The 23,260-nt window shown below is 34.3% G+C and carries 20 protein-coding genes; all 20 read right to left on the bottom strand.

Going from position 1 to position 23,260, the window contains the following annotated elements:
• Positions 1-845 precede the first annotated feature (845 nt).
• Positions 846-1,916 carry a glycosyltransferase family 4 protein gene (locus G6Q10_RS09120; protein ID WP_163655307.1) on the bottom strand — a complete coding sequence of 357 codons (1,071 nt, stop codon included), beginning with the start codon at positions 1,914-1,916 and terminating at the stop codon, positions 846-848.
• Complete coding sequence (locus G6Q10_RS09125) at positions 1,913-3,313, bottom strand: lipopolysaccharide biosynthesis protein (RefSeq protein ID WP_163655309.1); 1,401 nt, start codon at positions 3,311-3,313, stop codon at positions 1,913-1,915. The genes G6Q10_RS09120 and G6Q10_RS09125 overlap by 4 nt, the downstream gene beginning before the upstream one ends.
• Positions 3,306-3,983, bottom strand: coding sequence for an O-antigen ligase family protein (locus G6Q10_RS09130; RefSeq protein ID WP_163655311.1), 678 nt, complete (start codon positions 3,981-3,983; stop codon positions 3,306-3,308). The genes G6Q10_RS09125 and G6Q10_RS09130 overlap by 8 nt, the downstream gene beginning before the upstream one ends.
• Positions 3,984-4,048: 65 nt before the next feature.
• Positions 4,049-4,555, bottom strand: a complete 507-nt coding sequence (locus G6Q10_RS09135; RefSeq protein ID WP_163655313.1) for a hypothetical protein — start codon at positions 4,553-4,555, stop codon at positions 4,049-4,051.
• A gap of 4 nt (positions 4,556-4,559) precedes the next feature.
• Positions 4,560-5,087 carry an acyltransferase gene (locus tag G6Q10_RS09140; RefSeq protein WP_163655315.1) on the bottom strand — a complete coding sequence of 176 codons (528 nt, stop codon included), beginning with the start codon at positions 5,085-5,087 and terminating at the stop codon, positions 4,560-4,562.
• On the bottom strand, positions 5,071-5,832 hold the full coding sequence (locus tag G6Q10_RS09145) for a WecB/TagA/CpsF family glycosyltransferase (RefSeq protein ID WP_197914092.1): 762 nt from the start codon (positions 5,830-5,832) through the stop codon (positions 5,071-5,073). Before G6Q10_RS09145 ends, G6Q10_RS09140 begins: the two co-directional genes overlap by 17 nt.
• Positions 5,822-6,460 carry a sugar transferase gene (locus tag G6Q10_RS09150; protein ID WP_232057812.1) on the bottom strand — a complete coding sequence of 213 codons (639 nt, stop codon included), beginning with the start codon at positions 6,458-6,460 and terminating at the stop codon, positions 5,822-5,824. Before G6Q10_RS09150 ends, G6Q10_RS09145 begins: the two co-directional genes overlap by 11 nt.
• Before the next feature lie 29 nt (positions 6,461-6,489).
• Positions 6,490-7,152: a CpsD/CapB family tyrosine-protein kinase gene (locus tag G6Q10_RS09155; RefSeq protein WP_163655319.1), complete on the bottom strand. Its 663-nt coding sequence runs from the start codon at positions 7,150-7,152 to the stop codon at positions 6,490-6,492.
• 13 nt (positions 7,153-7,165) lie between these two features.
• Positions 7,166-7,864: a YveK family protein gene (locus G6Q10_RS09160; RefSeq protein ID WP_163655321.1), complete on the bottom strand. Its 699-nt coding sequence runs from the start codon at positions 7,862-7,864 to the stop codon at positions 7,166-7,168.
• Positions 7,865-7,901: 37 nt separating this feature from the next.
• The gene (locus G6Q10_RS09165) at positions 7,902-8,372 is read right to left on the bottom strand and encodes a DUF4352 domain-containing protein (protein WP_163655323.1); all 471 of its coding nucleotides are present in this window, start codon (positions 8,370-8,372) and stop codon (positions 7,902-7,904) included.
• Positions 8,373-8,403: 31 nt separating this feature from the next.
• Positions 8,404-14,439, bottom strand: a complete 6,036-nt coding sequence (locus tag G6Q10_RS09170; protein WP_163655325.1) for an immunoglobulin-like domain-containing protein — start codon at positions 14,437-14,439, stop codon at positions 8,404-8,406.
• 281 nt (positions 14,440-14,720) lie between these two features.
• Entirely contained in the window at positions 14,721-14,927 is a 207-nt protein-coding gene (locus tag G6Q10_RS09175) for a DUF951 domain-containing protein (RefSeq protein WP_163655327.1), read from the bottom strand.
• A gap of 23 nt (positions 14,928-14,950) precedes the next feature.
• Positions 14,951-15,802, bottom strand: coding sequence for a ParB/RepB/Spo0J family partition protein (locus G6Q10_RS09180; RefSeq protein ID WP_163655330.1), 852 nt, complete (start codon positions 15,800-15,802; stop codon positions 14,951-14,953).
• Positions 15,795-16,556 carry a ParA family protein gene (locus tag G6Q10_RS09185; protein ID WP_163655332.1) on the bottom strand — a complete coding sequence of 254 codons (762 nt, stop codon included), beginning with the start codon at positions 16,554-16,556 and terminating at the stop codon, positions 15,795-15,797. The genes G6Q10_RS09180 and G6Q10_RS09185 overlap by 8 nt, the downstream gene beginning before the upstream one ends.
• Before the next feature lie 170 nt (positions 16,557-16,726).
• The gene (locus tag G6Q10_RS09190) at positions 16,727-17,446 is read right to left on the bottom strand and encodes a helix-turn-helix domain-containing protein (RefSeq protein ID WP_163655334.1); all 720 of its coding nucleotides are present in this window, start codon (positions 17,444-17,446) and stop codon (positions 16,727-16,729) included.
• Positions 17,447-17,593: 147 nt separating this feature from the next.
• Positions 17,594-17,911, bottom strand: coding sequence for a hypothetical protein (locus G6Q10_RS09195; protein WP_163655336.1), 318 nt, complete (start codon positions 17,909-17,911; stop codon positions 17,594-17,596).
• 12 nt (positions 17,912-17,923) lie between these two features.
• Complete coding sequence (gene noc / locus G6Q10_RS09200; RefSeq protein ID WP_163655337.1) at positions 17,924-18,781, bottom strand: nucleoid occlusion protein; 858 nt, start codon at positions 18,779-18,781, stop codon at positions 17,924-17,926.
• Between the two features lie 81 nt (positions 18,782-18,862).
• Positions 18,863-19,579 carry a 16S rRNA (guanine(527)-N(7))-methyltransferase RsmG gene (gene rsmG, locus G6Q10_RS09205; RefSeq protein WP_163655339.1) on the bottom strand — a complete coding sequence of 239 codons (717 nt, stop codon included), beginning with the start codon at positions 19,577-19,579 and terminating at the stop codon, positions 18,863-18,865.
• 152 nt (positions 19,580-19,731) lie between these two features.
• Positions 19,732-21,618: a tRNA uridine-5-carboxymethylaminomethyl(34) synthesis enzyme MnmG gene (mnmG, locus tag G6Q10_RS09210; protein ID WP_163655341.1), complete on the bottom strand. Its 1,887-nt coding sequence runs from the start codon at positions 21,616-21,618 to the stop codon at positions 19,732-19,734.
• 22 nt (positions 21,619-21,640) lie between these two features.
• A complete protein-coding gene (gene mnmE, locus G6Q10_RS09215) occupies positions 21,641-23,014 on the bottom strand; it encodes a tRNA uridine-5-carboxymethylaminomethyl(34) synthesis GTPase MnmE (RefSeq protein WP_163655343.1) in 1,374 nt (457 codons plus the stop codon).
• Positions 23,015-23,260: the final 246 nt, after the last annotated feature.

Consider the following 23,260-nt stretch of genomic DNA (forward strand, 5'->3'; position numbering starts at 1 on the left):
TCCATCCTTACTAAAGAACTGTATACAAAAATAAATTTGTACACAGCTTTCTTTTGAGTTTATTGTTCTAAAAGTACGATCTAACTATTTAATAAAAGTGTTAGTTAAAGAGATAAACGCATTAAGCGTTTATCTCTTTGTAATAACTAAACAAGAATATTGATAAGACCTAAAAATGCAGATTTAAGACCTGCAACTGCTAAGCCAATCCATACTACGATACCTTGAAGTACTCCCATTCTTTTCACCTCCCCTAAAGTGTTTGTTGTGAAATCAAGATGTCATATTTGCAAATTTCATCAAGTAAGCTAGTACAATTTGTGCTAATGCTAAAAATTCCATTATGTTTCACCTCCTGTGCTATATTTATAGTTTATCTCTTTATTGGCAATAAATCTGTAGACTAAGTTTGAACAATTGTTGCTTTTTAGGCCTTAATTCTCAAAAAAAAAGACTTGACACGATTTATTACTGGAATAAGCCATTAATGTAGCTAATTAGATCTGCTTTCCATTTTTGAATAGTGCTTAAAATTTCTGCTAGTTTCATTTTTTTCACCTCCTTGTTTTTCTTAATTAATCATTTAAAAAAGAAATCCAACTAATTCTTTTACAACGTTCCAATTTATTTGGCCATTAGTAAAAAGTTTTGTGTTTGAAAAAAGCTTTAATAAGGAATCCATCTCATCTACCTCCCTTCTCTATTTATTGTAAGGAAAATTGTGCGCAAATTCTGTAAATATTTTATGAACAATTACCGCTATTTTTGGCCTATTAACCCAATTTTCGCCTTTGCTTTTTAAATGAAATAAAAACTAGAGTATAAAGTGCTCTATACTCTAGTTTTTATTGGCTAAACGTATGTCTCAAAAAGGTTAGGAAATGATGATGCACAACTTTGCTATCATATTCTGCTGCCGTTTTTAGAGCGCCCTGCTTTAATTTTCCTAGTTTATCTTGGTTTTTAACAAGATAAATTAATTTTTCTGCAAGAACTTGCCTGTTTCCAGCAGGGTAAGACAAGCTGTTGACGTCTTCTTTCATATATGTGGCCAAACCTCCACGCTTTGTACCAATAATTGGAACGCCACACGCCATCGCTTCTAAACCTACTAATCCTAAACTTTCATATTTACAAGTTGGAAAAACAAAAACATCCAACTGATTATAGATCTCTACTAACTCTTGATGTGATAAAAAATCATGACAGATTACTTGTTCTTCTAATTGAAGTTCCTTAATTAATGCTTTTTTAGCTTCATTTTCTGCGCCATTTCCAACCATAATTAATTTTGCTTTTATATCAGTTGTTTCCATTGCATGATAAAAGCCATACAGTACGTCATCCCAACCTTTACCATGATCAATTCGGCCAACATAACCAAGCATAAAGGCCTGTTTAATCGGTTTCTTCTGAACAGGAGAAAAAACTGCACGATTAATACCACCTGAAGGAGATACAAAAATCTTCTTTCGTGGAATATGCCAATTTTTTACAAGAATTAGTTTGAAAAAAAGCGACGGAGCAACAAGAGCCTGTGCTCGTCTAAATAAATGCCGACTAAAAAACTGCAAGATAATTTGAATTTTTGTATTGGGCAAAATATCCGAACCATGTACATTCACAAGAATACGCAACTTTGGCCGCAACAATGAAACAAACAACACCGGAATGGCATGATGTGTTGCATAATGAACGTAAACTAGATCATAATTTTGAAAAAGTAACAGCCAAATAATTTTTAGATAGTGCTTAATATAGGCAATTAATTTTCGTAAATGATGAGGTTCTTTCTGCATAACGATCAATGTCACTTCATGATCTTTTTCCAAGAGTTGATACTGGTTTTTTACAAAAATACCATATGCGGGAAACTTTTTCGATGGATACATATTTGAGATTAACGCGATTTTCATTTGTTAAAGCCTCGTTTCCAAATTAAATTTAGTAAAGGTAAAAATAGTAATATAATAATGCAAATCGTCACTACTTCTAAGGTTACAAGGAATAAAGTATCATGAATGAAAACATTACATAGCGCTAAAATCAATAAACAAAGAATGATAATCATATGTTTTTTTATCTTAATTGGTTGCCAAGCGCGTCCTGCAAAGTAAGTACGGATAAAAAAGAAGACAATATACGAACTACCTGTTGCTATTGCCCCTCCAATCGGTCCAAAAGAAGGTATAAGTGTCAAATTCAATATAATGGAGACGATCAAAGCCGATGTTGAAACGAAAATATTTAAATAGCCCTTTTTTAAAAATACAATGCCTAAATTAGTTGTCTCACTTAGTGTCATCATCAGTGGATAAAAGCATAAAAATGGAAAAATATATTTGGCTTCTTTGTACTCAGGTGATAAAAGAAAAATAAGAACATCTTTAAACATCAACATGAAGACGAATAAAATGGAGATAAGCAATAACACGATTTCACTAACAAATTGAAAATCTTTAATCGGCCGCTTTTCTTTATACCATTCATAAGCAGTTGGCATCCAAAAGTTAGCAAAAGTCGTTTGCACGATAAGAAGTACACTGGCCACTTTAAATGCTGCTGTATATAATCCTAACGCAGCAAATCCGCTAAAAGCTCGAATGATAATTTTGTCAAAAACTGTGAATGAGCTGTATATCACTGTAGCGATAAAAATAGGTAACGCGAACTTAAACAAAGACATCCATATTTTTTTATCAAATAAAGCAAAAGAAACACTAAAAAGTCGCCAATTCCGAATAACAAGTATTGAATCCCCTACTAATTGACCAATAATTGTGCCATAAATCGCAGCGATATACGTGTGACTTTGAAAAATTAAAAATAACAACGTACATACAAGAATGGCGAATTTGACTAAAATGTTAAAGAACGAAAACTCTAGTGATTTATTTTCTACACGCATAAGCAAAAATAAGAATCGTTCAAAGATCAAAGCAAAAATCATTAAACAAAGTAAATAAATAGCGCCATCCGCATTTGTATCTGAAAAAAGCAATGTAGAGATTTGCTTTTTAAATGTCAAAAGGAAAAAAACTAAGCAAAAAGAAATAATAATAGGCAATGCCATCGCGTTAAAAAGCAGCTTTTTCAACTGATTGACTTCATAAAATTCTCTAGCAAAAGCCTGATCAAAACCTAAGTAAATCACACTTAGTAAAATGGTTTGAACCAAAAAAAACATACTTGTCTTTCCATATTCCGTTGGTGAAATAAAGTACGTAACAATAGGAATCGTTAAAAAATTTAAAGCTGCTGCACCTAAAGAACCGATACTGTATTTCAAAAACTGTGTCAATAATTTATTCATGATTATCCACTTTCTTCAATAAATTCATACCCGCGCAAGTAAGTCCGATTAGTGTTGCCGAAAGCGCCGAAAAAGCAACATGTCCTGCAAAAAAAGAATAGATTAAAAGCAAATAAAAAATGCCACTATAAATACTCTTTTGCTTCCAAGCAATCACTGCAAAATAACAAATGAAAGCTGTTAACAACAACCAACCAATAAGGCCTAATGAAAATAAACTGTCAAAAAAATCCATTTCAATATAATCGCCTGAACCCCAATTAGCTAGGCGATAAGAAAACCCATAGCCAATTAAAAATTGACCTAAGTGATCAGAACTAATAAAGTACTTCCAGCCTTCATCTAAAAAAGTTAGTCGAGAACTCGTAATAAGCTGTATAATTTGACCACCATAAAATTGATAAAAGTAAGATAGCCTAATAAAAAGTCCTGATAAACTTTCTAAAACAATAGATTTAATTTTATCTGCAAAGATAAAAAGGAAAAAAGCGCCCCATAAGCCACTCAGCACTTTAACGACAACGGGAATTTCATATTTATTTTTCAAGAAAAATTGACAAAGATAAAAAAGTGTCACGATAACCCCAATAATTAAGCCCATTTTTGTTCCCAATATCACGAGTGCAAATAAATTCATCGTATATAAGACAAGAAAAAGTATGATTTTCAAAAAACTAAGCTTGCTTAATCGGCTGAGAATATACCAACCAATAAAAGCAAGTGTACTAATTAGTGCTACTGCTGTATCATTCGTTGCAAAAAAAAACCTTTGAATCCTGCACCCACATAAGTGCTTTTACCAATCCCTAGCAAATAAGGAACCAGAAGACCACTAACAAAAAAACTACTAATCATCATAAAAAGCCTTTCAAAAAAAGATGCTGTAATCTGCTCTTTATTCTGATAAACAAAATAAGGAATTCCAATCCAAAACGATAATTTAACAAGATTGGATAAATCATAGGCCAAAGAAGATTGATCATTCCCTAGAGTAATTGTTTGGGCAAGAGATAACAGCCAAATACTGCAGAATAGTAATATCGTAAACACATCATAACTACGAAAATAAAAACCTTTTCTGATGATCATAAAAAGTAACAAAAAAAAGCAGGCTAAGCGGTACATACTACCGATTGAACTACTAAATCCTAAATAGATAAAAAACCCGTTTAACCAGTCAATTACTGGAAAGAAACAAATAAACAACAATGTTATTTGAACTGCTTTTTTTGACAAAACCACTGCTTTACTCCTCCGTTCGACGATTTTTAATGACTTTAGCAGGATTTCCACCAATATAGGTATATGGTGGATAATATTTACCAGGAACAACTGCGCCTGCTGCAATAATACAACCATCTGAAATCTCTGCTCCGGGTAAAATAATAACACGAATTCCAATCCAAACATCTGAACCAATAACAACTTTTTTTGTTTCTGTTCCACTTAAAAGGATTTCTTTTTCTTGATCAACTACATGATTTTCTGTCAAAATAACAACATCCGGTGCCATTAGGACATTATCGCCAATTTTAACTGAATCTTTTGCGATAATACGAGCTCCATCACCTATGCCAGAATGTGTTCCCAAAAAAATATTTTCCATACCAACTAACTTAACATGCGGACGAATATTACTAGAAAGATGACATTCGCCAAATAATCTTTTTCCAAGCCGCGCCTTTGTTTTTTTAATGAAGTTGCCAAACCAAAATTTATTTGACATTGGCATTTTATTTAATAAGAGAAAACAAAGTTTAGCTATTTTTTTCATATAATTGTTTCACCTTTTCTTTAATCACAAGTTGGATAAATTTACAATTTCCAAATAGATAGCGTTTGAACATTCTCCGTGGTTCTAGTAAGAGTCGATAAAACCATTCAAGTCCAAGTTTTTGCATCCAAATTGGTGCTCGTTTTGTCTTGCCTGCAATGACATCAAAACTTCCACCAACACCCATTGATACAGGTACTTGCATAATTTCTTTATATTGATTAATCCAGTATTCTTTTTTAGGGCTTGAAAAAGCAACAAATAGAATATCTGCAGAACTTGCTTTAATTATTTCAGCTATTTGTACTGACTCTGAATCCTTAAAATAACCATGATGATAACCAGCTATTTTAAGAGAAGGATATTTTTCTTGATGTTTATTTACAACTTCTTTAACAACTTCTTCCGTTGCCCCAAAGTAAAAAGGACGATAGCCTCGTTCAGCACATATAGCGACCATTTCTTCAAATAAATCAATTCCGGTTACACGTTCTTTAATATTATATTTTAACAACCTTGCTGCCCAAACAACTGACATTCCGTCCGCATTTATAATCGGCGCTGAATTGACAATTTTTTGCAGCTCAGTATCTGTTTGCATTAAATTTATTTTATTTGCATTGATGACTACGTGTTGTATCATTTTTCTATCTTCAATAAACCCGCATAATCGGCGAACAGATTCTTCTTTTGTGTAAAGATCTAAATTGCTACCTAACAAATAAATTCTTTCATTAATACGCATGGTTAGGCACAACCATAATTAAAATTGTTTGAAAAATAACTTTAAGATCTAGTGATAACGACATGTTTTTAATATAAAACAAATCCAATTCAACCATTTCACTAAACCGAGCACTATTACGTTTTGTAACTTGCCAAACCCCTGTACATCCTGGTAAAACATTTAAGCGCTGTTTTTCATAGGATGTATACTGTGCCACTTCCGACTCAAGAGGTGGACGCGGTCCTACAAGTGACATATCACCTTTTAATACGTTGAATAACTGTGGTAATTCATCTAAACTTGTTTTTCGCAAAAAGCGGCCAATTTTTGTTACACGTGGATCATTTTTCAGCTTAAACATAGCTCCTTCTACCTCATTAAGCGGTAAAAGTTCCGCCAATTGCCCTTCTGCATCCGTGACCATTGTACGAAATTTATAAATAGTAAATGGTACCATATTTTTACCAACCCTTACTTGTTTAAAAAAAACTGGTGCTTTAGGTTCCGTTAACTTGACTGCTAGAGCCACAATGATAAAAATTGGGCTAAGTATAACAATACCAATAAACGATAAAACCATATCTAACCAACGCTTCGCTCTAAAATAACCCTTTTTTTCAGCAAGCATTAGGTAAGGTAGCTTCATTTTAATTCCTCCTTGCCTAATCATATAATTTAGTATTCAAATTTTTTAATTTCTTTTACATCATTTAAAATGGCTCCTATCAGAGGAACACGAGCTTGTTTTAATTCTGAAACCACTTTCTTAGCATTTTCATAAAGTGTATGTCCACTTCTTAAAACAAGTAAGACCCCATCTAAACTCGGTGCAAGAACAAGTGCATCAGAAGCTGCTAAAACTGGAGGCGTATCAATAATAATTCGATCAAATTCCGCAGCCAAATCTTGCAAAATCGATTTCATTCTATTAGATGATAAAAGTTCATTAGGATTAGGTGGCATAAGCCCACTTGTCATAACAAATAACGATTCAACCATTGTTTCTCGGTAAAAGTCATGTGCATCAGCAGTTTTTGTAACGATTAGTTCTGATAATCCGTGTCTATTTGTCATATTAAAAATACGATGAACAGCTGGTCTACGCATATCAGCGTCAATTAATAGTGTCTTTTTTCCTTGCTTAGCGAATACAGTTGCCAAATTGGCTGCAATTGTAGTTTTTCCGCTTTCTGGCTCAGGAGAAGTAATTAAGACCACTTGAAAATCCTTTTCAAAAGAAGCGAATTCTATTTGTGCGCGGATTGCTTTAAACTGTTCCGTAACATATGACTTATTGCTGTAGTAAGAAATTAATTGCTTCTTATTATTTCGTTTCATAACTGCAATCTCCTTATTTCTTCTTGCGTTGTTTCGATTTTACATCATTATTTGCAATGCTTCCGATCATTCCCATAACAGGAACATCAAGTAATTCAGTAATATCATTTGTTGTATTGATTTTTCGGTTTAACATCTCTTTAATTAAAATGAACGTAACGCTAGCAACGATGCCAAAAGCCGCAGCTAAAATAAGCAAAAAAGCTTTTTTAGGAGCTACAGGCTTTTGGTTTTCCGTTGCTAAGGCGGGAGAAAGTGTCGTGACATTATTGATTTTCATTATTTTAGGTATCTCTGCTTTTGTAACAGTTGCTATCTCATTAGCTATATCTGCTGCTAGTTGTTTACTTTCATTTTTTACTAAAATAGAGATAATTTGCGAATTCGTTTTGTTCTCAACGCTAACCATGTTTGATAGTTCATCTAATGTGTACTTGCTGTTTAATTTCTTTTTTACTAATGTAAGGATCCTTGGGCTTTTAATAATCGTTGTATACGTATCTGTTAGTTGCAAATCGGTTTCAATGGCTTGTTTATTTAGTCCATCTTTTGTAACTGGCGTCTGGTTAATAAGCAATTGTACTGTGTTTTCATATACTGGTGTTGCAAAATAAAGATACGTACTCATACACACAAGCATTGTCATTGTTAATACACAGATAAATAAGATGTTTTTCTTGAGCAACGTTAATATTCTTTTAAAATTCATCATCTGTCTCACTTTTCTCCCTGTAAATCATCTGCTTTTATCAGTCCAGCTCAGGCAAAGTCAAATTCCAGGATACTTCTGTTTCCTTTTTCTTTGACTTTACCGTAGTAACTGGCTGATAGATTAGTTTTGCTGTTTTTATCGTTTTAGGGACAATAAAATATGCATTCCCGGTTAACTCTTTATCGCTTTTGATCTCATCACCAAAATTCGGAGCTTCGGTTTTTAATTTTAATTCTTTACCGTCGGCATCTTTTAGCTTAAAATCGCCTGCACCTATTCCGAAATTTGTTTTGTTATTATTTTTAAATTTCATAGCAATTTGTAGAAGATGGTTTTTTGTTGCCCCATCCTCTGTTAATTTTAGTTTTTCAACTTTCATTTCGACGCCATTGACACTTTTTGTATGGTTTGTTTCCGTTGTTTTCTTATCGGCTTTTTCATTTTGACCACATGCTGTAACTAGCATAATTGCAGCAAGCAGCATAAATAGTAACGGGAATTTTTTCATATTAAATCTCCTTCAAACGTAATTCATAAAGTTAGTTAATTGTAACTGTTTTTCTACCTAGTTCTGTATTATCGTTAGCATAAGCGATAACCTGTACAACATCTGTTGCGCTTGTGATAATATTTTTAGCATAATATTTAAATGTTCCATCTGCTGCAACTGGAACCATACCATAAACAGTTGAGCCTACTTGTAAAGCTATTCGTGCTATGCCGCCTGTATAAGTTCCTGTGACGTTGTTTGTGTTAAGCGTATATGCATCAGGTGTGATCGTTACGGTTGGAACGCTTTTTGGTTTAACTGTAACTGATTTCGTATCAACTAATGCGCCCTCTGAATTGTAAGCTAAAACACTGACAACATCCGTCGCACTTGTGATTTTACCTTTTGCATAATATTGGAATTTTCCATCTGTTCCAACATTCACTGTGTCATATACTTGGTCGTTGATTTTCAATGCTATCGTTTTTACATTACCTGTATAGGTTCCTGTGACAAAAGAGTCATCTACTGCGTATTCATCGGTAGTGATCGTTCCAAGTGCTGGATTAGATCCTAGAACTTTAACTGATTTCGTATCAACTAGTACACCATCTGAATTGTAAGCTAAAACACTGACAATATCTGTTGCGCTTGTGATTTTACCTTTTGCATAATATTGGAATTTACCATCTGCGCCAACATTTACTTTGTCATATACTTGGTCATTGATTTTCAATGTTACTGTTTTTACATTACCTGCATAGATGCCTGTTACATAAGAATCGTTTAAAATGTAATCATCAGGAGTAATCGTTCCAGGTGCTGGTGTTGCTGTTGTTACAGTGACTGGTTTCGTATCAACTAATATTCCATCTGCGTTGTAAGCTAAAACTTTTACAGTATCTGTTGTGCTTATGATTTTACCTTTTGCATAATATTGGAATTTTCCATCGGCTCCAACATTTACTTTGTCGTACACTTTGTCATTCACTTGTAATGCTATTGTTTTAACAGCACCTGTATAAATTCCTGTTACATAAGAATCATTTAAAACGTAATTATTAGTATTAATTGTTCCGGGTACTGGTTTAGAGTCCGTCACAGTAACTGGCTTCGTATCAACTAATACTCCATCTGCATCATAAGCATAAACTTTTACAACATCAGATGTACTTGTGATTTTACCTTTCGCATAATATTGGAATTTACCATCTGCGCCAACATTTACTTTGCCATACACTTGGCCATTGATTTCTAGTCCAATTGTTTTGACAGTTCCTGTGTATGTCCCTGTTACATAAGAATCATTTAAAATATAATTGTCTGGAGTGACTTTACCTGATGCTGGATCAGAGGCTGTTACAGTAACGGGTTTTGTATCAATCAATACTCCATCTGCGTTATAAGCTAGCACTTTCACAACGTCTGTTGTGCTTGCGATTTTACCTTTTGCGTAGTATTGAAATTTACCATCTGTTCCAATATTTACTTTGTCATATACTTGACCATTTACTTGTAATGCTACTGTTTTAACAGCGCCTGTATATGTCCCTGTTACATAAGAATCATTTAACGTGTAGTTTTCTGGAGTAACGGTTCCGGGTGCTGGCGTTGCAGTCATTATAGTAACTGGTTTCGTATCGATCAATACTCCATCTGCGTTGTAAGCTAAAACTTTCACAGTGTCTGTTGCACTTGCGATTTTGCCTTTTGCGTAGTATTGAAATTTTCCGTCTGCTCCAACATTTACTTTGTCATATACTTGGCCATTGATTTCTAACGCTACTGTTTTGACAGCACCTGTATAGCTACCTGTTACATAAGAATCATTTAACGTGTAGTTTTCTGGAGTAACGGTTCCTGATGCTGGTTTTGTACCTATTATTGTGACTGGTTTTGTATCAATCAATACTCCATCTGCATTATAAGCTAATACTTTTACGACATCGTCCACGCTTAGTATTTTACCTTTTGCGTAGTATTGAAATTTACCATCTGTTCCAACATTTACTTTGTCATATACTTGACCATTGATCTCTAACGCTACTGTTTTGACAGCGCCTGTGTAGCTACCTGTTACATAAGAGTCATTTAAAATGTAGTTTTCTGGGGTAACCGTACCAGTTGCTGGTTTAGATGCCAAGATTTTAACAGATTTCGTATCAACCAATTCTCCTGATGCATTATAAGCTAATACTTTTACGACATCGTCTACACTTAGTATTTTACCTTTTGCATAATATTGAAATTTACCATCTGTTCCAACATTTACTGCATCATATACTTGTCCATTGATCTCTAACGCTACTGTTTTGACAGCACCTGTGTAGCTGCCTGTTACATAAGAATCATTTAAAATGTAGTTTTCTGGGGTAACCGTTCCTGATGCTGGTTTTGCACCTGTTACTGTAACTGGTTTTGTATCAACTAATATACCATCTGCGTTGTAAGCATAAACTTTTACAACATCATCTACGCTTAGTATTTTACCTTTTGCGTAATATTGGAATTTACCATCTGCTCCAACATTTACTTTGTCATACATTTGACCATTGATTTCTAACGCCACCTGTTTGACAGCGCCTGTGTAGCTACCTGTTACATAAGAGTCATTTAAAATATAGTTATTAGGCGTAATCGTTCCTGGTGCTGGCTTAGATGCTAAAACTTTAACAGGCTTTGTATCAACTAATTCCCCTGATGCATTATAAGCTAATACTTTTACGGTATCATCTGCACTTAGTACTTTACCTTTTGCATAGTATTGGAATTTGCCATCTGGTCCAACGTTTACTGTTTCATATAGTTGACCATTCACTTCGAGTGCTACTGTTTTGACATTACCTGCATATGTCCCTGCAATATAAGCGTCGTTTAAAACATAATCGTCTGGAGTAACCGTTCCTAATGCTGGTTTAGATGTTAAAATTTTAACTGGTTTCGTATCAACTAATTCTCCTGATACATTATAAGCTAATACCTTTACATCATCATCTACGCTTAGTATTTTACCTTTTGCATAGTATTGGAATTTGCCATCCGCTCCGACTTTGACTGCACTGTATGTTTGCCCATTGATTTGTAGTGCCACCGTTTTAACGTCATCTTTATATATCCCTGTTACATAAGAATCATTTAAAACGTAATCGTCTGGAGTAATTGTTCCTGATGCTGGTTTTGAGGCCAAAATTTTAACTGGTTTTGTATCAACTAAATCTCCTGTTGAGTTATAAGCTAATACTTTTACATCATCAGTTAGACTTACGATCTTGTCTTTTGCATAGTATTGGAATTTGCCATCTGCTCCAACTTTGACTGTACTATATATTTGACCGTTTACTTGTAACGCTACTGCTTTTACGTCACCTGTATAAGTTCCTGTGACATTCGTGCTTTTTAAAACGTAATCATCTGGTGTAACTGTTCCGGTTAGAACAACTGGACCTTCAAGTTTTACTGGACCGTTTGCAATCGGTGTACCTTCTGCATTGTATCCAATAACTTTTACATTATCATTTACGCTAAGAATAAGATCTTTTGCATAGTATTTAAAGGTTCCATCTGCTGCAACTGCAACTTTAGCATAAGTTTTGTCTCCTACTTGCAGTACAATTGTTTTAACACTTCCTGTATAAGTCCCTGTTACCCAACTGTCAGTACCAACATGATATGTCTTTGCAGCAACTGTACCTGTTAGAAGCGATCCATCTTTAATAACAACAGGGGCGCTGGATATAATCGTACCTGCATCATTTGTACCCACAACTTTAGCATTTTGATCCAATGCTGTGATCTTATCTTTTGCATAGTATTGATTTTCTCCACCTGCAACTTTAACTAGCTGGTATTTCGTGCCATTTACATCTAGATAAACCTTTGTAATTTCACCAGAAGTAGAAAATTGCACCCAGTTATCTTTTCCAATATAAAATGGAGCTAGTACTTTCACTTCGCCTTCAAGTGCTTTTACTGTAACAGTTATCGTTTTTTCTGCAACGTTACCATCGCTGTCTGTTACTTTATATGTTACATGGTAAGTTCCTGGTGTTTGTGTGTTTACGTCATTTGCTGTTACTTGAATTTTGCTTGTTAAATCCCCATCTTCTGCATCACTTGCTGTTACACCTTGTAATGGATCAAATTTATCGCCTGTTTTTAATGCTTTGTCTGATGCGTTAATGACAGGTTTACTGTTGTTTTTCACTATGACGGTTATCGTTTTTTCTGTAATGTTACCATCGCTGTCTGTTACTTTATACGTTACATGGTAAGTTCCTGGTGTTTGTGTGTTTACGTCATTTGCTGTTACTTGGATTTTGCTTGTTAAATCCCCATCTTCTGCATCACTTGCTGTTACGCCTTGTAGTGGATTAAATGTGTCGCCTGCTTTTAATGTTTTGTCTGATGCGTTAATGACAGGTTTACTGTTATTGTTTACTGTAACAGTTATTGTTTTTTCTGTAATGTTACCATCGCTGTCTGTTACTTTATACGTTACATGGTAAGTTCCTGGTGTTTGTGTGTTTACATCATTTGCTGTTACTTGGATTTTGCTTGTTAAATCTCCATCTTCTGCGTCACTTGCTGTTACGCCTTGTAGTGGATTAAATGTGTCGCCTGCTTTTAATGTTTTGTCTGATGCGTTAATGACAGGTTTACTGTTATTGTTTACTGTAACAGTTATTGTTTTTTCTGTAATGTTACCATCGCTGTCTGTTACTTTATATGTTACATGGTAAGTTCCTGGTGTTTGTGTGTTTACGTCATTTGCTGTTACTTGGATTTTGCTTGTTAAATCTCCATCTTCTGCGTCACTTGCTGTTACGCCTTGTAGTGGATTAAATGTGTCGCCTGCTTTTAATGTTTTGTCTGATGCATTAATGACAGGTTTATTGTCAGTCATTGAGCCATTCGACAATCTTTCGAAATTCTCTGCTTTAAATTGTGTTTGGAATTCCGGTACATTTGTTGTTCCTACTATACTTGTATATCCAGAAAAATCAGTTAATGTATCTACCTTATTCCAAGTATATTGAGGGTCCCCATCTAAGTTGCTTCCTCTTACCCAAGCTCCTATATTTTGTGCTGTTGTTGAAAAAACTGCACCATCGCCATCCATATAAATAGCTCGTCCAGTTGAGTTTTCATTTCTGAAATCAAAATATTTCACATTATCTATTGATAATTGTCCAGCTGTAGAAATACGAATAGCATATGGGCTTGACGGAGAAGAAGTGATTTGCACAGAAGCACAATTGCTTAGGTTTAATTGATTTACATATATACGTGGTATCATTCCAGTAGCTGCTTTACGATAATCTATTTTAACCTTACTTCCTGTGCCAAACTTTACGTTAGCTGAAGTACCCTCAATACTTAAGTCTGTACTTAAAATATTTAACTCCGCATCAGTTCCAACAATCAGATTCTGACGAGCCCCATTTAAATAAATACCTTCGCCATCAGAGTCTATTGACAATTTAGAGCTTGTATCAAGCTGTACTGTACCCCCTGAATACACTTGAACAGCATGTAAATTATTACCATTTCTCATTGTCGTTACTGAGTTTTTATCAAAGATCAGGTTTTTTACAACAAAAAGATCTTTTGGAGTTGTTGTATTGAAGCTGTTGTTACCTTTAACATAAGTAGTCCCATTTATATTTGATACAGCTTGTCCACCATTTAATGTAACATTTTCAAAAGTAACAGTGTAATTTACTAAATCTGTTATGAAAATTGTTCTCAGGTTTCCTGCTGTAAATTTTATATTAGCAAAAGTAACGTTGTTTCCACCTGTGCTAGTACTTTTAAAAGCACTATTATTTAATGCAACAGTGTGGTCCCCCCCATCAATCGTTACATTGTGACCAACAATATAATCAAAATATTCATTTAATGCCAGGTCATTTTTCAAAACAACCTTACTTACTAAATTATTGCTTAAAGCTGCACGCAGCTCTGCTTCTGTTCCTACTTCAAGTGTTACGCCATCTGCGGCTTTAACAGTTAGTGGTGCAACTGCATTACTAATTGTTAATAATGCCATCATACTGGCAACTAAAAAAGTTAATATTCTTTTCATGCCCTCGCTCCTTTTGTATTGTTGATTCTACATATTTTTGACAAATTTGTCACATTATTTTTTATCCCCTCCTTTTAAAAACATCTTTACACGCTAGAGTATAGCAAGAAAACAGAAAGAAAGATGTATATTATTTGTGAGAGATGTTATTTATTATGCGCATTTTGCCCTTAAATGAAAATTGACAACTTTTATATATGTAATATTAATTAAAAAAGCATAGACAAAAGTCTATACTTAAACAAAAGTAGACTATTTATCCATGCTTTATTAAGAATTTTTCATTCTATTATTTCGTTAGCTTTTACTAATATTTTTTTTAACTTTTTTTCAAACTCACGCCGCGGTATCATCACGCTGTGGCCACAGCCTTCGCACTTAATTCTAATATCCATTCCCATCCTAATGATACGAAAGCGATTTGTTCCACAAGGATGAGGTTTTTTCATTTCAATAATATCGTTTATTTCAAATTTTGGTTTTTCCATCGGTTATCCTCTGCTTTTCCTAATTAATCTTCATCTAAGCGAATATTTAAAATCTCTAAAATACGCTCTAAATCATCATCAGAAAGAAATTCGATTTCAATTTTTCCCTTTTTGTCACGTCTTTTAATATTTACCGCTGTTCCAAATTTATCACGTAATTGATTTTCACTTTCGCGAATATAAACAGGGATCTTTTTAGGTTCAAATGTTTCACGTGAAACATTCTTATTTATATTAGTAACAATTCTTTCCAACTGCCTCACTGTAAGTTCTTCTGCAACACTTTTTTTAGCAAGAGGAATAATGTTTTTCTTTACCTTTAAACCTAAAAGAGCTCGTGCATGCCCTGCAGAAAGTGAGTCATCACGTAACATCACTTGAACTTCATCTGGCAAAGTTAGCAATCGGATAAAGTTAGCAATATAAGGGCGACTTTTACCAACTCTTTCTGCTAATTTTGCTTGGGTTAAATTTAATTTTTCCATTAAAAGCTCATAAGATTTTGCTTCCTCAAGCACTGATAAATCTTCTCGTTGCAAATTTTCAATAATAGAAAGCTCCATCATTTCTGAATCATTTAATTCTCGGACAACAGCTGGAATTTCTTTTAATTTTGCTTCTTTAGCTGCACGAAAACGACGTTCTCCAACAACAATTTGGTAGTCTTTATCGTCTTTTCGCAAAATAATAGGTTGTAAAACTCCATGTAATTTAATCGAATCACGTAATTCTCGAATAGCTGCTTTATCAAAATTTTTCCGCGGTTGATATGGATTGGGTTTAATCTGATCAAGGTTAATACTTGTTACAGTTTCTTCATTTGAATCTACTGTGTTAAATAACGCATTAATTCCTTTACCTAGCCCTTTAGCCATGAGAAATCACTTCCTTTGCTAACTCTAAATAAACTTCTGCGCCTTTTGATTTTACATCATATAACAGAATGGGTTTCCCATGGCTTGGTGCTTCGCTTAAACGAATATTTCGTGGAATAATCGTATTGAATACTTTGTTTTGAAAATACTTTTTCACTTCTTCAATTACTTGAATACCTAAATTTGTACGCGCATCAAGCATTGTTAATAGCACACCTTCAATTTTTAAATCGCTATTAAGGTGTTTTTGTACAATTCGAATTGTATTTAACAGCTGACTAAGGCCCTCAAGCGCATAATATTCACATTGCACTGGGATTAATACGGAATCAGATGCTGTTAATGCATTTAATGTTAATAAACCCAATGAAGGTGGACAATCAATGATAATATAATCATACTCATCTTTAATCGCTTCGATTGCTTTTTTCAAACGAACCTCACGTGAAATCGCTGGCACTAATTCAACTTCTGCACCAGCTAGTTGAATTGTCGCTGGTACAATATCTAAAGAATCTAAATCCGTTTTTTGAAGGACTTCTTTTATTTCTACATCATCAACAAGTATATCATAAATACAACGATCAATTTCACCCTTGTTAATTCCGACACCACTAGACGCATTCCCTTGTGGATCAATATCAATAAGTAATACTTTTTTTCCTTCAAAAGCCAGACTAGCGCTCAAATTAACAGAGGAAGTTGTTTTTCCTACGCCACCTTTTTGGTTTGCAAGTGCTATTACTTTGCTCAATCTCTTTCACCAACCTCATTTTCCCAGAATTAATAATTCGCTTATTATCTATCATACCAAAACTTTTTGATTTCGTCCCATAAAAAGTGAAAAATTAAATAATGTTTCACGTGAAACAATTTTACCTTGCAAAACAACGCCAAATTTCAAAAATTGGCGTTGTTTTCATATTATTCGACAAATGATGTTTTTATATCTAATACCTGACAAGCTTTCTGATACATTCTAAGAGATAAATCAGGATCCCCTGCCTCAACACGTGAAATAATAAGTGGAGATAAATCAGTTTTTAAAGCTAAATCCAATTGAGTCCATTTCTTTTTAATTCGCTTTGCAAAAATAATTTGTCCCAAAGTTGCTGAAAAGCTTTCTAAATAATGAACGATTCCTTCATTTAACCAAGCAAGGCTTTTAAGCTGCTCAAAATCATACTTATCTTCGCCAATGCTTAGCTCTCTCTCCATTTGGCTTAAGAAAATTCGCTTCGCTTCCTCACGATATGTTCCCATTTTATCTGTGAAAGGGTTTTTATCTTTAAAATATCCTTTTACAAAACAATAACATGTTTCCGTTTCTGAAAAGGATGTGAAATAAATTAATCGGAAATTTTTATCTTTAAAATGTACTTTCATTTCTTGAATTGGCTGATCTAATGAAGTTTCAATTCGTTTTGTTTCCAGGGAATATGCCTGGCCTTTTCCAATAATCAAATGGATATCAGGTAACATTTGGCGTCCAGTACTAAGCTTTCTTGTTTCCGCTTTTTCTAATTGCAGTAAACCTTGAAGTAGAAGTGTTGCCATTAATGGATGTTCAGTGATTAAATCATGTACAAAATCGTAAGCTTGAAATTCATCTTTTTCATCTCTAACAAAAATAACCTTTGCCATGCTGTCCACATCCTCCTTTATACTTCTTGTTAACTTTTATTGTACTGTTTTCTATGTAAAATTGCCATTAAGTTCAACTTAATGGCAGTGACTTTATATTTAATTTTTAAAAAAATAACACTCATAGGGCATAAGATTAGTACTAGTTTACCCACAAGTCTTATTTTTTTGATCATATAATTTTGCTTTACGATACCACGAAATAATTTTTCGTAGCAAATAAATGACATAAATTGCAGCAATAATATACATAGCATAACCTATTGCCATATTGAGATAACCCACTACATTTCCGGCACTCTTAGCAGCCATTGCTCCTGTTACCATTGGATACATAAAAAATTGAATAAACCTCGCTGGCTCTAACATTAAAAGCGAGTCTGTCACAGTTGATATAAAAGAAGGTAGGATAAGTGCAGTACAAATAATGCCTATAACATGCCCGACAATTTTCAAAAATTTCATTTGTAGACTCCTCTATTTCTTTTTTGGTATTTGAATAGTAATTTGATAAAAATCAGCTGTGCTCTCTTCTTCTATATTTAGCTCTATCCCGCTTTCCTTAACCATTTGAACAGATTGTTTAATCGTGTTGAGCGCAATGCGAACATCTCTACTGACAGAAAGTTTTCGCACTTTTAGCGGAGTTGTTTTCGTTTCTTTTTTTGGATCTTCTGTTAAAAATTCACGAATTAGTTCTTCTGTTTGCTTTACATTTAATTGTTGCTCTTGTGCCATTTTAAGCACGACTAATTGTTCTTTTTCAGTAGGCAAAGCGAGTAATGACCTTGCATGACGTTCGGAAATATCTTTTGCAAGCACTGCTTCTTGTATTGCTTTTGGCAATTTAAGCAGCCTTAACTTATTGGCAATAGCTGATTGACTTTTACCAACTTGCTTAGCTAAAGCTTCTTGTGTTACTTCACGCATCTCTAAAAGACTTTGATACGCCTTAGCTTCTTCAATAGGCGTCAACTGTTCACGCTGCAAATTTTCAATCAAAGCAATAGCCGCTGTTTCGTCATCGTCAAAGCTCTGAATAATCGCTGGAATTGTAGCTAATTTAAGATATACAGCTGCACGATATCTTCTTTCACCAGCGATAATTTCATAACCTACTGGCTCCATTTCACGCACAACAATTGGTTGAATGATTCCATGAATTTTAATTGTTTCAGCTAGTTCCTCAATTTTCTCCTGGTTAAAAACAGAACGAGGTTGAAATTGGTTGGGCAAGATTTGGTCAAGCGGTAACTCTTCCACCTGTTGCTTCACATTTTCGATCAGTTCTTCTGTTTTGTTTGTATCTTTTTTTCCAAATAGTGAAAAAGCCATGCCTTTCTTCCTTTCCAAGCGTTTCATTTACAAAATAATCAATATCATTATCTATTTTAGCAGAATTTCTCGAGAAAAACATTATTCTATTGGCTGTTTATTTGGAATCCCTGGTTTTCGCGGGTATTTTTTTGGTGTTTCTTTAGTTTTTTTTATTAAATAGAGATTTCTTTCACTGTTTTCAATCGGAAGTTGAAAGGAAAAATATTCAGCTACTTTTCCACCTAATACTGTGATTGCTTGTTTTGCTGATTGAATTTCTTCCTCTGCTTGAGCAGCTTTCATAACAAGAAATACTCCGCCTTTTTTAGCAAGCGGCAAACAAAGTTCAGCAAGTACGCTCATACGTGCCACTGCTCGTGCGGTTATCAAATCATATTTTTCACGATGCAATTTATTTTGACCAAAACTTTCCGCACGATCATGATAAAAAGCAACATCGCTTAAATGCAATTCTTTTGCTACTTCATTTAAAAAAGTAATTCGCTTATTTAATGAATCAACAATATTAACCTTCAGATGTGGAAAACAAATTTTTAACGGGATACTTGGAAATCCAGCACCTGCTCCAACGTCACAAATTGAGTGAAATTGTGTGAAATCCATAAAGAATGCTGCTGAAATCGAATCGTAAAAATGTTTAAGATATACTTCTTTTTCTTTTGTAATCGCTGTTAGATTCATTTTTTCATTCCATTCGACAAGCATTTCGTAGTATTGACTAAATTGAAGCATTTGTTTGCCAGATAGTTCAATATCTTTTTCTTGTAAAGCTATTCTAAATTGTTCTGGATTCATAGTTTCTCCTTTGTTTGTTCTAATCTTTATTAATAGTGTATCTTTATCAAATGAAAAAGCTATTCTATCTTAATTTTCTTCGTTAAACAAAGATATTAAGGCCAATGAACAAACAGTCCATAGCTTTGTTCATAACCTTAATACCTTATTTATCATCTTACCTTAGCGATCTTCCCTTGTTCAATATAGACAAGCAAAATCGAAATATCTGCTGGATTTACACCACTAATTCTACTTGCTTGTGCTATGGAAAGCGGTTGGATTTTTTTCAATTTCTCTACAGCTTCTGTAGCTAAGCCGAAAATTGCATCATAATCAATATTTTCCGGAATTTTTTTATTTTCCATTCTCTTCATTTTTTCTACTTGTTGGTAAGATTTTTCAATATAACCTTCGTATTTAATTTGGATTTCTACCTGCTCAGCAATTTCCCAATCAACAAATGTTTCACGTGAAACAATTTCAATAATTTTATCGTAAGTTAGTTCTGGACGCCGAAGTAAGTCTGCTGCTAAAATGCCATCTTTTAATTCCGCTGTACCTAAATCACGTAATATTTTTTGAACTTGCTCTGTTGGTTTAACGCGAGTGGTTTCAAGTCGCTGTTTTTCATCAGCAATTTGCTTTCTTTTTGCCATAAAACGTTGATAGCGCTCTTCACTAATTAAACCTATCTTATACCCTATTTCAGTTAAACGCAAATCTGCATTATCATGACGAAGTAGCAAGCGATACTCTGAACGCGAAGTCAGTAAACGATAGGGCTCTTCTGTTCCTTTTGTAACCAAATCATCAATTAAAACACCAATATAAGCCCGATCTCTTCCTAGAATTAATGGTTCTTTTTCTTGTATTTTTAAACAAGCGTTAATTCCAGCCATTAAACCTTGTCCAGCAGCTTCTTCATAACCGCTTGTTCCATTAATTTGACCTGCTGTAAAAAGCCCTGATACAAGTTTTGTTTCCAGTGAAGGCCAAAGTTGACTAGGCATAATTGCATCATATTCAATAGCATACCCTGTACGCATCATTTCTACATTCTCAAGACCTGGTAAAGTTCGAAGCATTTTTTCTTGAACATCTTCCGGTAAACTTGTTGACAGACCTTGTACATAAACTTCTTCTGTATTTCTTCCTTCTGGTTCTAAAAAAATCTGATGTCGTGGCTTATCATTAAAACGAACAATTTTATCTTCAATTGAAGGACAATAACGCGCCCCTGTCCCCTTTTTTGTTGCCATAAACATTGGTGATCTGCTTAAATTAGCTTGAATAATATCATGTGTTTCGGAATTTGTATAGGTTAGCCAACAAGGTAATTGACTCAAAATCATTGAAGTTGTTTCATAACTAAAAGCACGAGGATCTTTATCCCCAGGTTGTTCTTCTGTTTTGGAATAATTAATTGTACTAGATTTAACGCGCGGTGGTGTGCCTGTTTTAAAACGACGTAATTCAAAACCTAATTCTTCAAGGTGCTCGGAAAGTTTTATTGAAGGTTGCTGGTTATTTGGACCACTAGAATAACGTAAATCACCAACAATAATTTCACCACGAGAAAATGTTCCCGTTGTTAAAACAACAGCCTGTGCAGTGTATTTTAAGCCAGTACTTGTGATCACACCGGAACATATACCATCTTCAATAACTAAACGATCAACCAAACCTTGACGAAGCGTAATATGATCTTCTTTTTCAATCGTATGTTTCATTTCATGTTGATAATCCCATTTGTCTGATTGAGCACGTAAAGCGCGTACAGCCGGTCCTTTTCCAGTATTTAACATGCGCATTTGTACATAGGTTTTATCTGTATTACGTCCCATTTCACCCCCTAGAGCGTCAATTTCTCTGACAACAACTCCTTTTGCTGGACCGCCTACTGATGGGTTACAAGGCATAAAAGCAACCATATCCAAATTAATTGTTAGCATTAGTGTTTTAGCGCCCATTCTTCCACTTGCAAGTCCTGCTTCAACTCCAGCATGACCAGCACCTACGACAATGACATCATAATGACCTGCATCATATATTTGCATAATTTAAAATAACAACTCCTTACTATTTACCAAGGCAAAACTGGTTAAACAACTGGTCTAACAGTTCATCTTGCACAGCATCACCTGTAATTTCACCTAATAAATCCCAAGCTCTTGTCATATCAATTTGAATCATATCAACTGGCATTCCAAGCTCGATCCCTTGAAGAACCGCATCAAGTGCACTTAGAGCCTGATACAATAATTCGATATGTCGAACATTAGATACATAAGTGGCATCTGCCGCTTCAATTTCACCAGTAAAAAAAAGTTCATTAATGGCGCCTTCTAAATTAGCTACACCTTGATCTGTTAATAATGATGTGTGTACGATTCGATTTTCTCCAGCCAATTTTTTTACTTCATTCATATCTATTTTCGTCGGTAAATCCGTTTTATTTAAAACCACAACGAAACGATGATCACGTACAGCTTCAAATAGCGCTCGATCTTCTTTTAAAAGCTCCTCACTTTGATTTAAAACTAATAAAATAAAATCGGCATCAAGTAATGCTTTTCGTGAACGTTCTACACCAATTTTCTCTACAATATCCTCCGTTTCTCGAATACCAGCTGTATCAATTAAACGAAGAGGTACTCCACGAACGTTGACATATTCTTCAATAATATCTCGTGTTGTACCAGCAATATCTGTTACAATCGCTTTGTCTTCTTGGATAAGTTGATTTAATAAAGAAGATTTCCCTACATTAGGACGACCAATAATTGCTGTAGCAAGACCATCTCTTAGGATTTTCCCTTGCTCAGCAGTTTGTAATAATTCCTCAACAGATTGACGAACGAGAATTGTTTTTTCAAGTAACATTTTTTGCGTCATTTCTTCTACATCATCATATTCAGGGTAGTCAATATTAACTTCTACTTGAGCAAGCGTATCTAAAATTTCTTGACGTAAGCTACGGATTAAACGCGATAAATTCCCATCCATCTGTTTCAAGGCAACTTTCATAGCACGATCAGTTTTCGCTCGAATTAAATCCATTACAGCCTCTGCTTGTGATAAATCTATTCGTCCATTTAAAAAAGCTCGCTTAGTGAATTCTCCTGGTTCCGCTAGTCTCGCTCCATTTCTGAGCAATAATTGTAACACACGATTCACAGAAACAATTCCGCCGTGACAATTAATCTCAACAACGTCTTCTCTCGTAAAAGTTCGTGGTGCTCGCATAACAGATATCATAACTTCTTCAATTGTTTCTTCGCTTTCTTTTATATGGCCATAATGAATAGTATGGCTTTTTACTTCATTTAGCTGTTTTTTGGCATAAAAAATACGATCCGCTATTTGAATCGCCTCATCACCGCTAAGTCTTATAATAGCAATAGCTCCTTCGCCAGGCGGTGTTGAGATAGCAGCAATTGTCTCAAAATCCATTCTTCATCCACCTTTCTCTTTTATTTCAGTTAAAAACAACCGAAATTCATGTGTTTGAATCATTTCAGCATTTGCTTTACGCTACCGACAACAGTTCACTCCGCTTTGACCAAAGCAATCTAATTGTTAGCATATTTAAGTTATACACAGTTCTTTTTTTACCTTTTCATTTTAACTTATTCACATGTGGATAACAATAGTTTTATTTTATTTTCTTAAAATTAGGTACTGCGCTTTTTAAAGTAA

This window comes from Listeria sp. PSOL-1, assembly GCF_902806445.1.
Classification (GTDB): Bacteria; Bacillota; Bacilli; order Lactobacillales; family Listeriaceae; genus Listeria.

Coding starts and splice junctions, on each gene's coding strand:
- G6Q10_RS09180 (WP_163655330.1), bottom strand. CDS start 15,802: ATGGCTAAAGGGCTAGGTAAAGGAATTAATGCGTTATTTAACACAGTA.
- mnmE (WP_163655343.1), bottom strand. CDS start 23,014: ATGGATTTTGAGACAATTGCTGCTATCTCAACACCGCCTGGCGAAGGA.
- G6Q10_RS09150 (WP_232057812.1), bottom strand. CDS start 6,460: ATGAAGCTACCTTACCTAATGCTTGCTGAAAAAAAGGGTTATTTTAGA.
- G6Q10_RS09160 (WP_163655321.1), bottom strand. CDS start 7,864: ATGATGAATTTTAAAAGAATATTAACGTTGCTCAAGAAAAACATCTTA.
- noc (WP_163655337.1), bottom strand. CDS start 18,781: ATGGCTTTTTCACTATTTGGAAAAAAAGATACAAACAAAACAGAAGAA.
- G6Q10_RS09145 (WP_197914092.1), bottom strand. CDS start 5,832: ATGCGTATTAATGAAAGAATTTATTTGTTAGGTAGCAATTTAGATCTT.
- G6Q10_RS09155 (WP_163655319.1), bottom strand. CDS start 7,152: ATGAAACGAAATAATAAGAAGCAATTAATTTCTTACTACAGCAATAAG.
- G6Q10_RS09125 (WP_163655309.1), bottom strand. CDS start 3,313: ATGAATAAATTATTGACACAGTTTTTGAAATACAGTATCGGTTCTTTA.
- G6Q10_RS09120 (WP_163655307.1), bottom strand. CDS start 1,916: ATGAAAATCGCGTTAATCTCAAATATGTATCCATCGAAAAAGTTTCCC.
- G6Q10_RS09165 (WP_163655323.1), bottom strand. CDS start 8,372: ATGAAAAAATTCCCGTTACTATTTATGCTGCTTGCTGCAATTATGCTA.
- G6Q10_RS09170 (WP_163655325.1), bottom strand. CDS start 14,439: ATGAAAAGAATATTAACTTTTTTAGTTGCCAGTATGATGGCATTATTA.
- G6Q10_RS09140 (WP_163655315.1), bottom strand. CDS start 5,087: ATGAAAAAAATAGCTAAACTTTGTTTTCTCTTATTAAATAAAATGCCA.
- G6Q10_RS09175 (WP_163655327.1), bottom strand. CDS start 14,927: ATGGAAAAACCAAAATTTGAAATAAACGATATTATTGAAATGAAAAAA.
- G6Q10_RS09190 (WP_163655334.1), bottom strand. CDS start 17,446: ATGGCAAAGGTTATTTTTGTTAGAGATGAAAAAGATGAATTTCAAGCT.
- rsmG (WP_163655339.1), bottom strand. CDS start 19,579: ATGAATCCAGAACAATTTAGAATAGCTTTACAAGAAAAAGATATTGAA.
- mnmG (WP_163655341.1), bottom strand. CDS start 21,618: ATGCAAATATATGATGCAGGTCATTATGATGTCATTGTCGTAGGTGCT.
- G6Q10_RS09195 (WP_163655336.1), bottom strand. CDS start 17,911: ATGAAATTTTTGAAAATTGTCGGGCATGTTATAGGCATTATTTGTACT.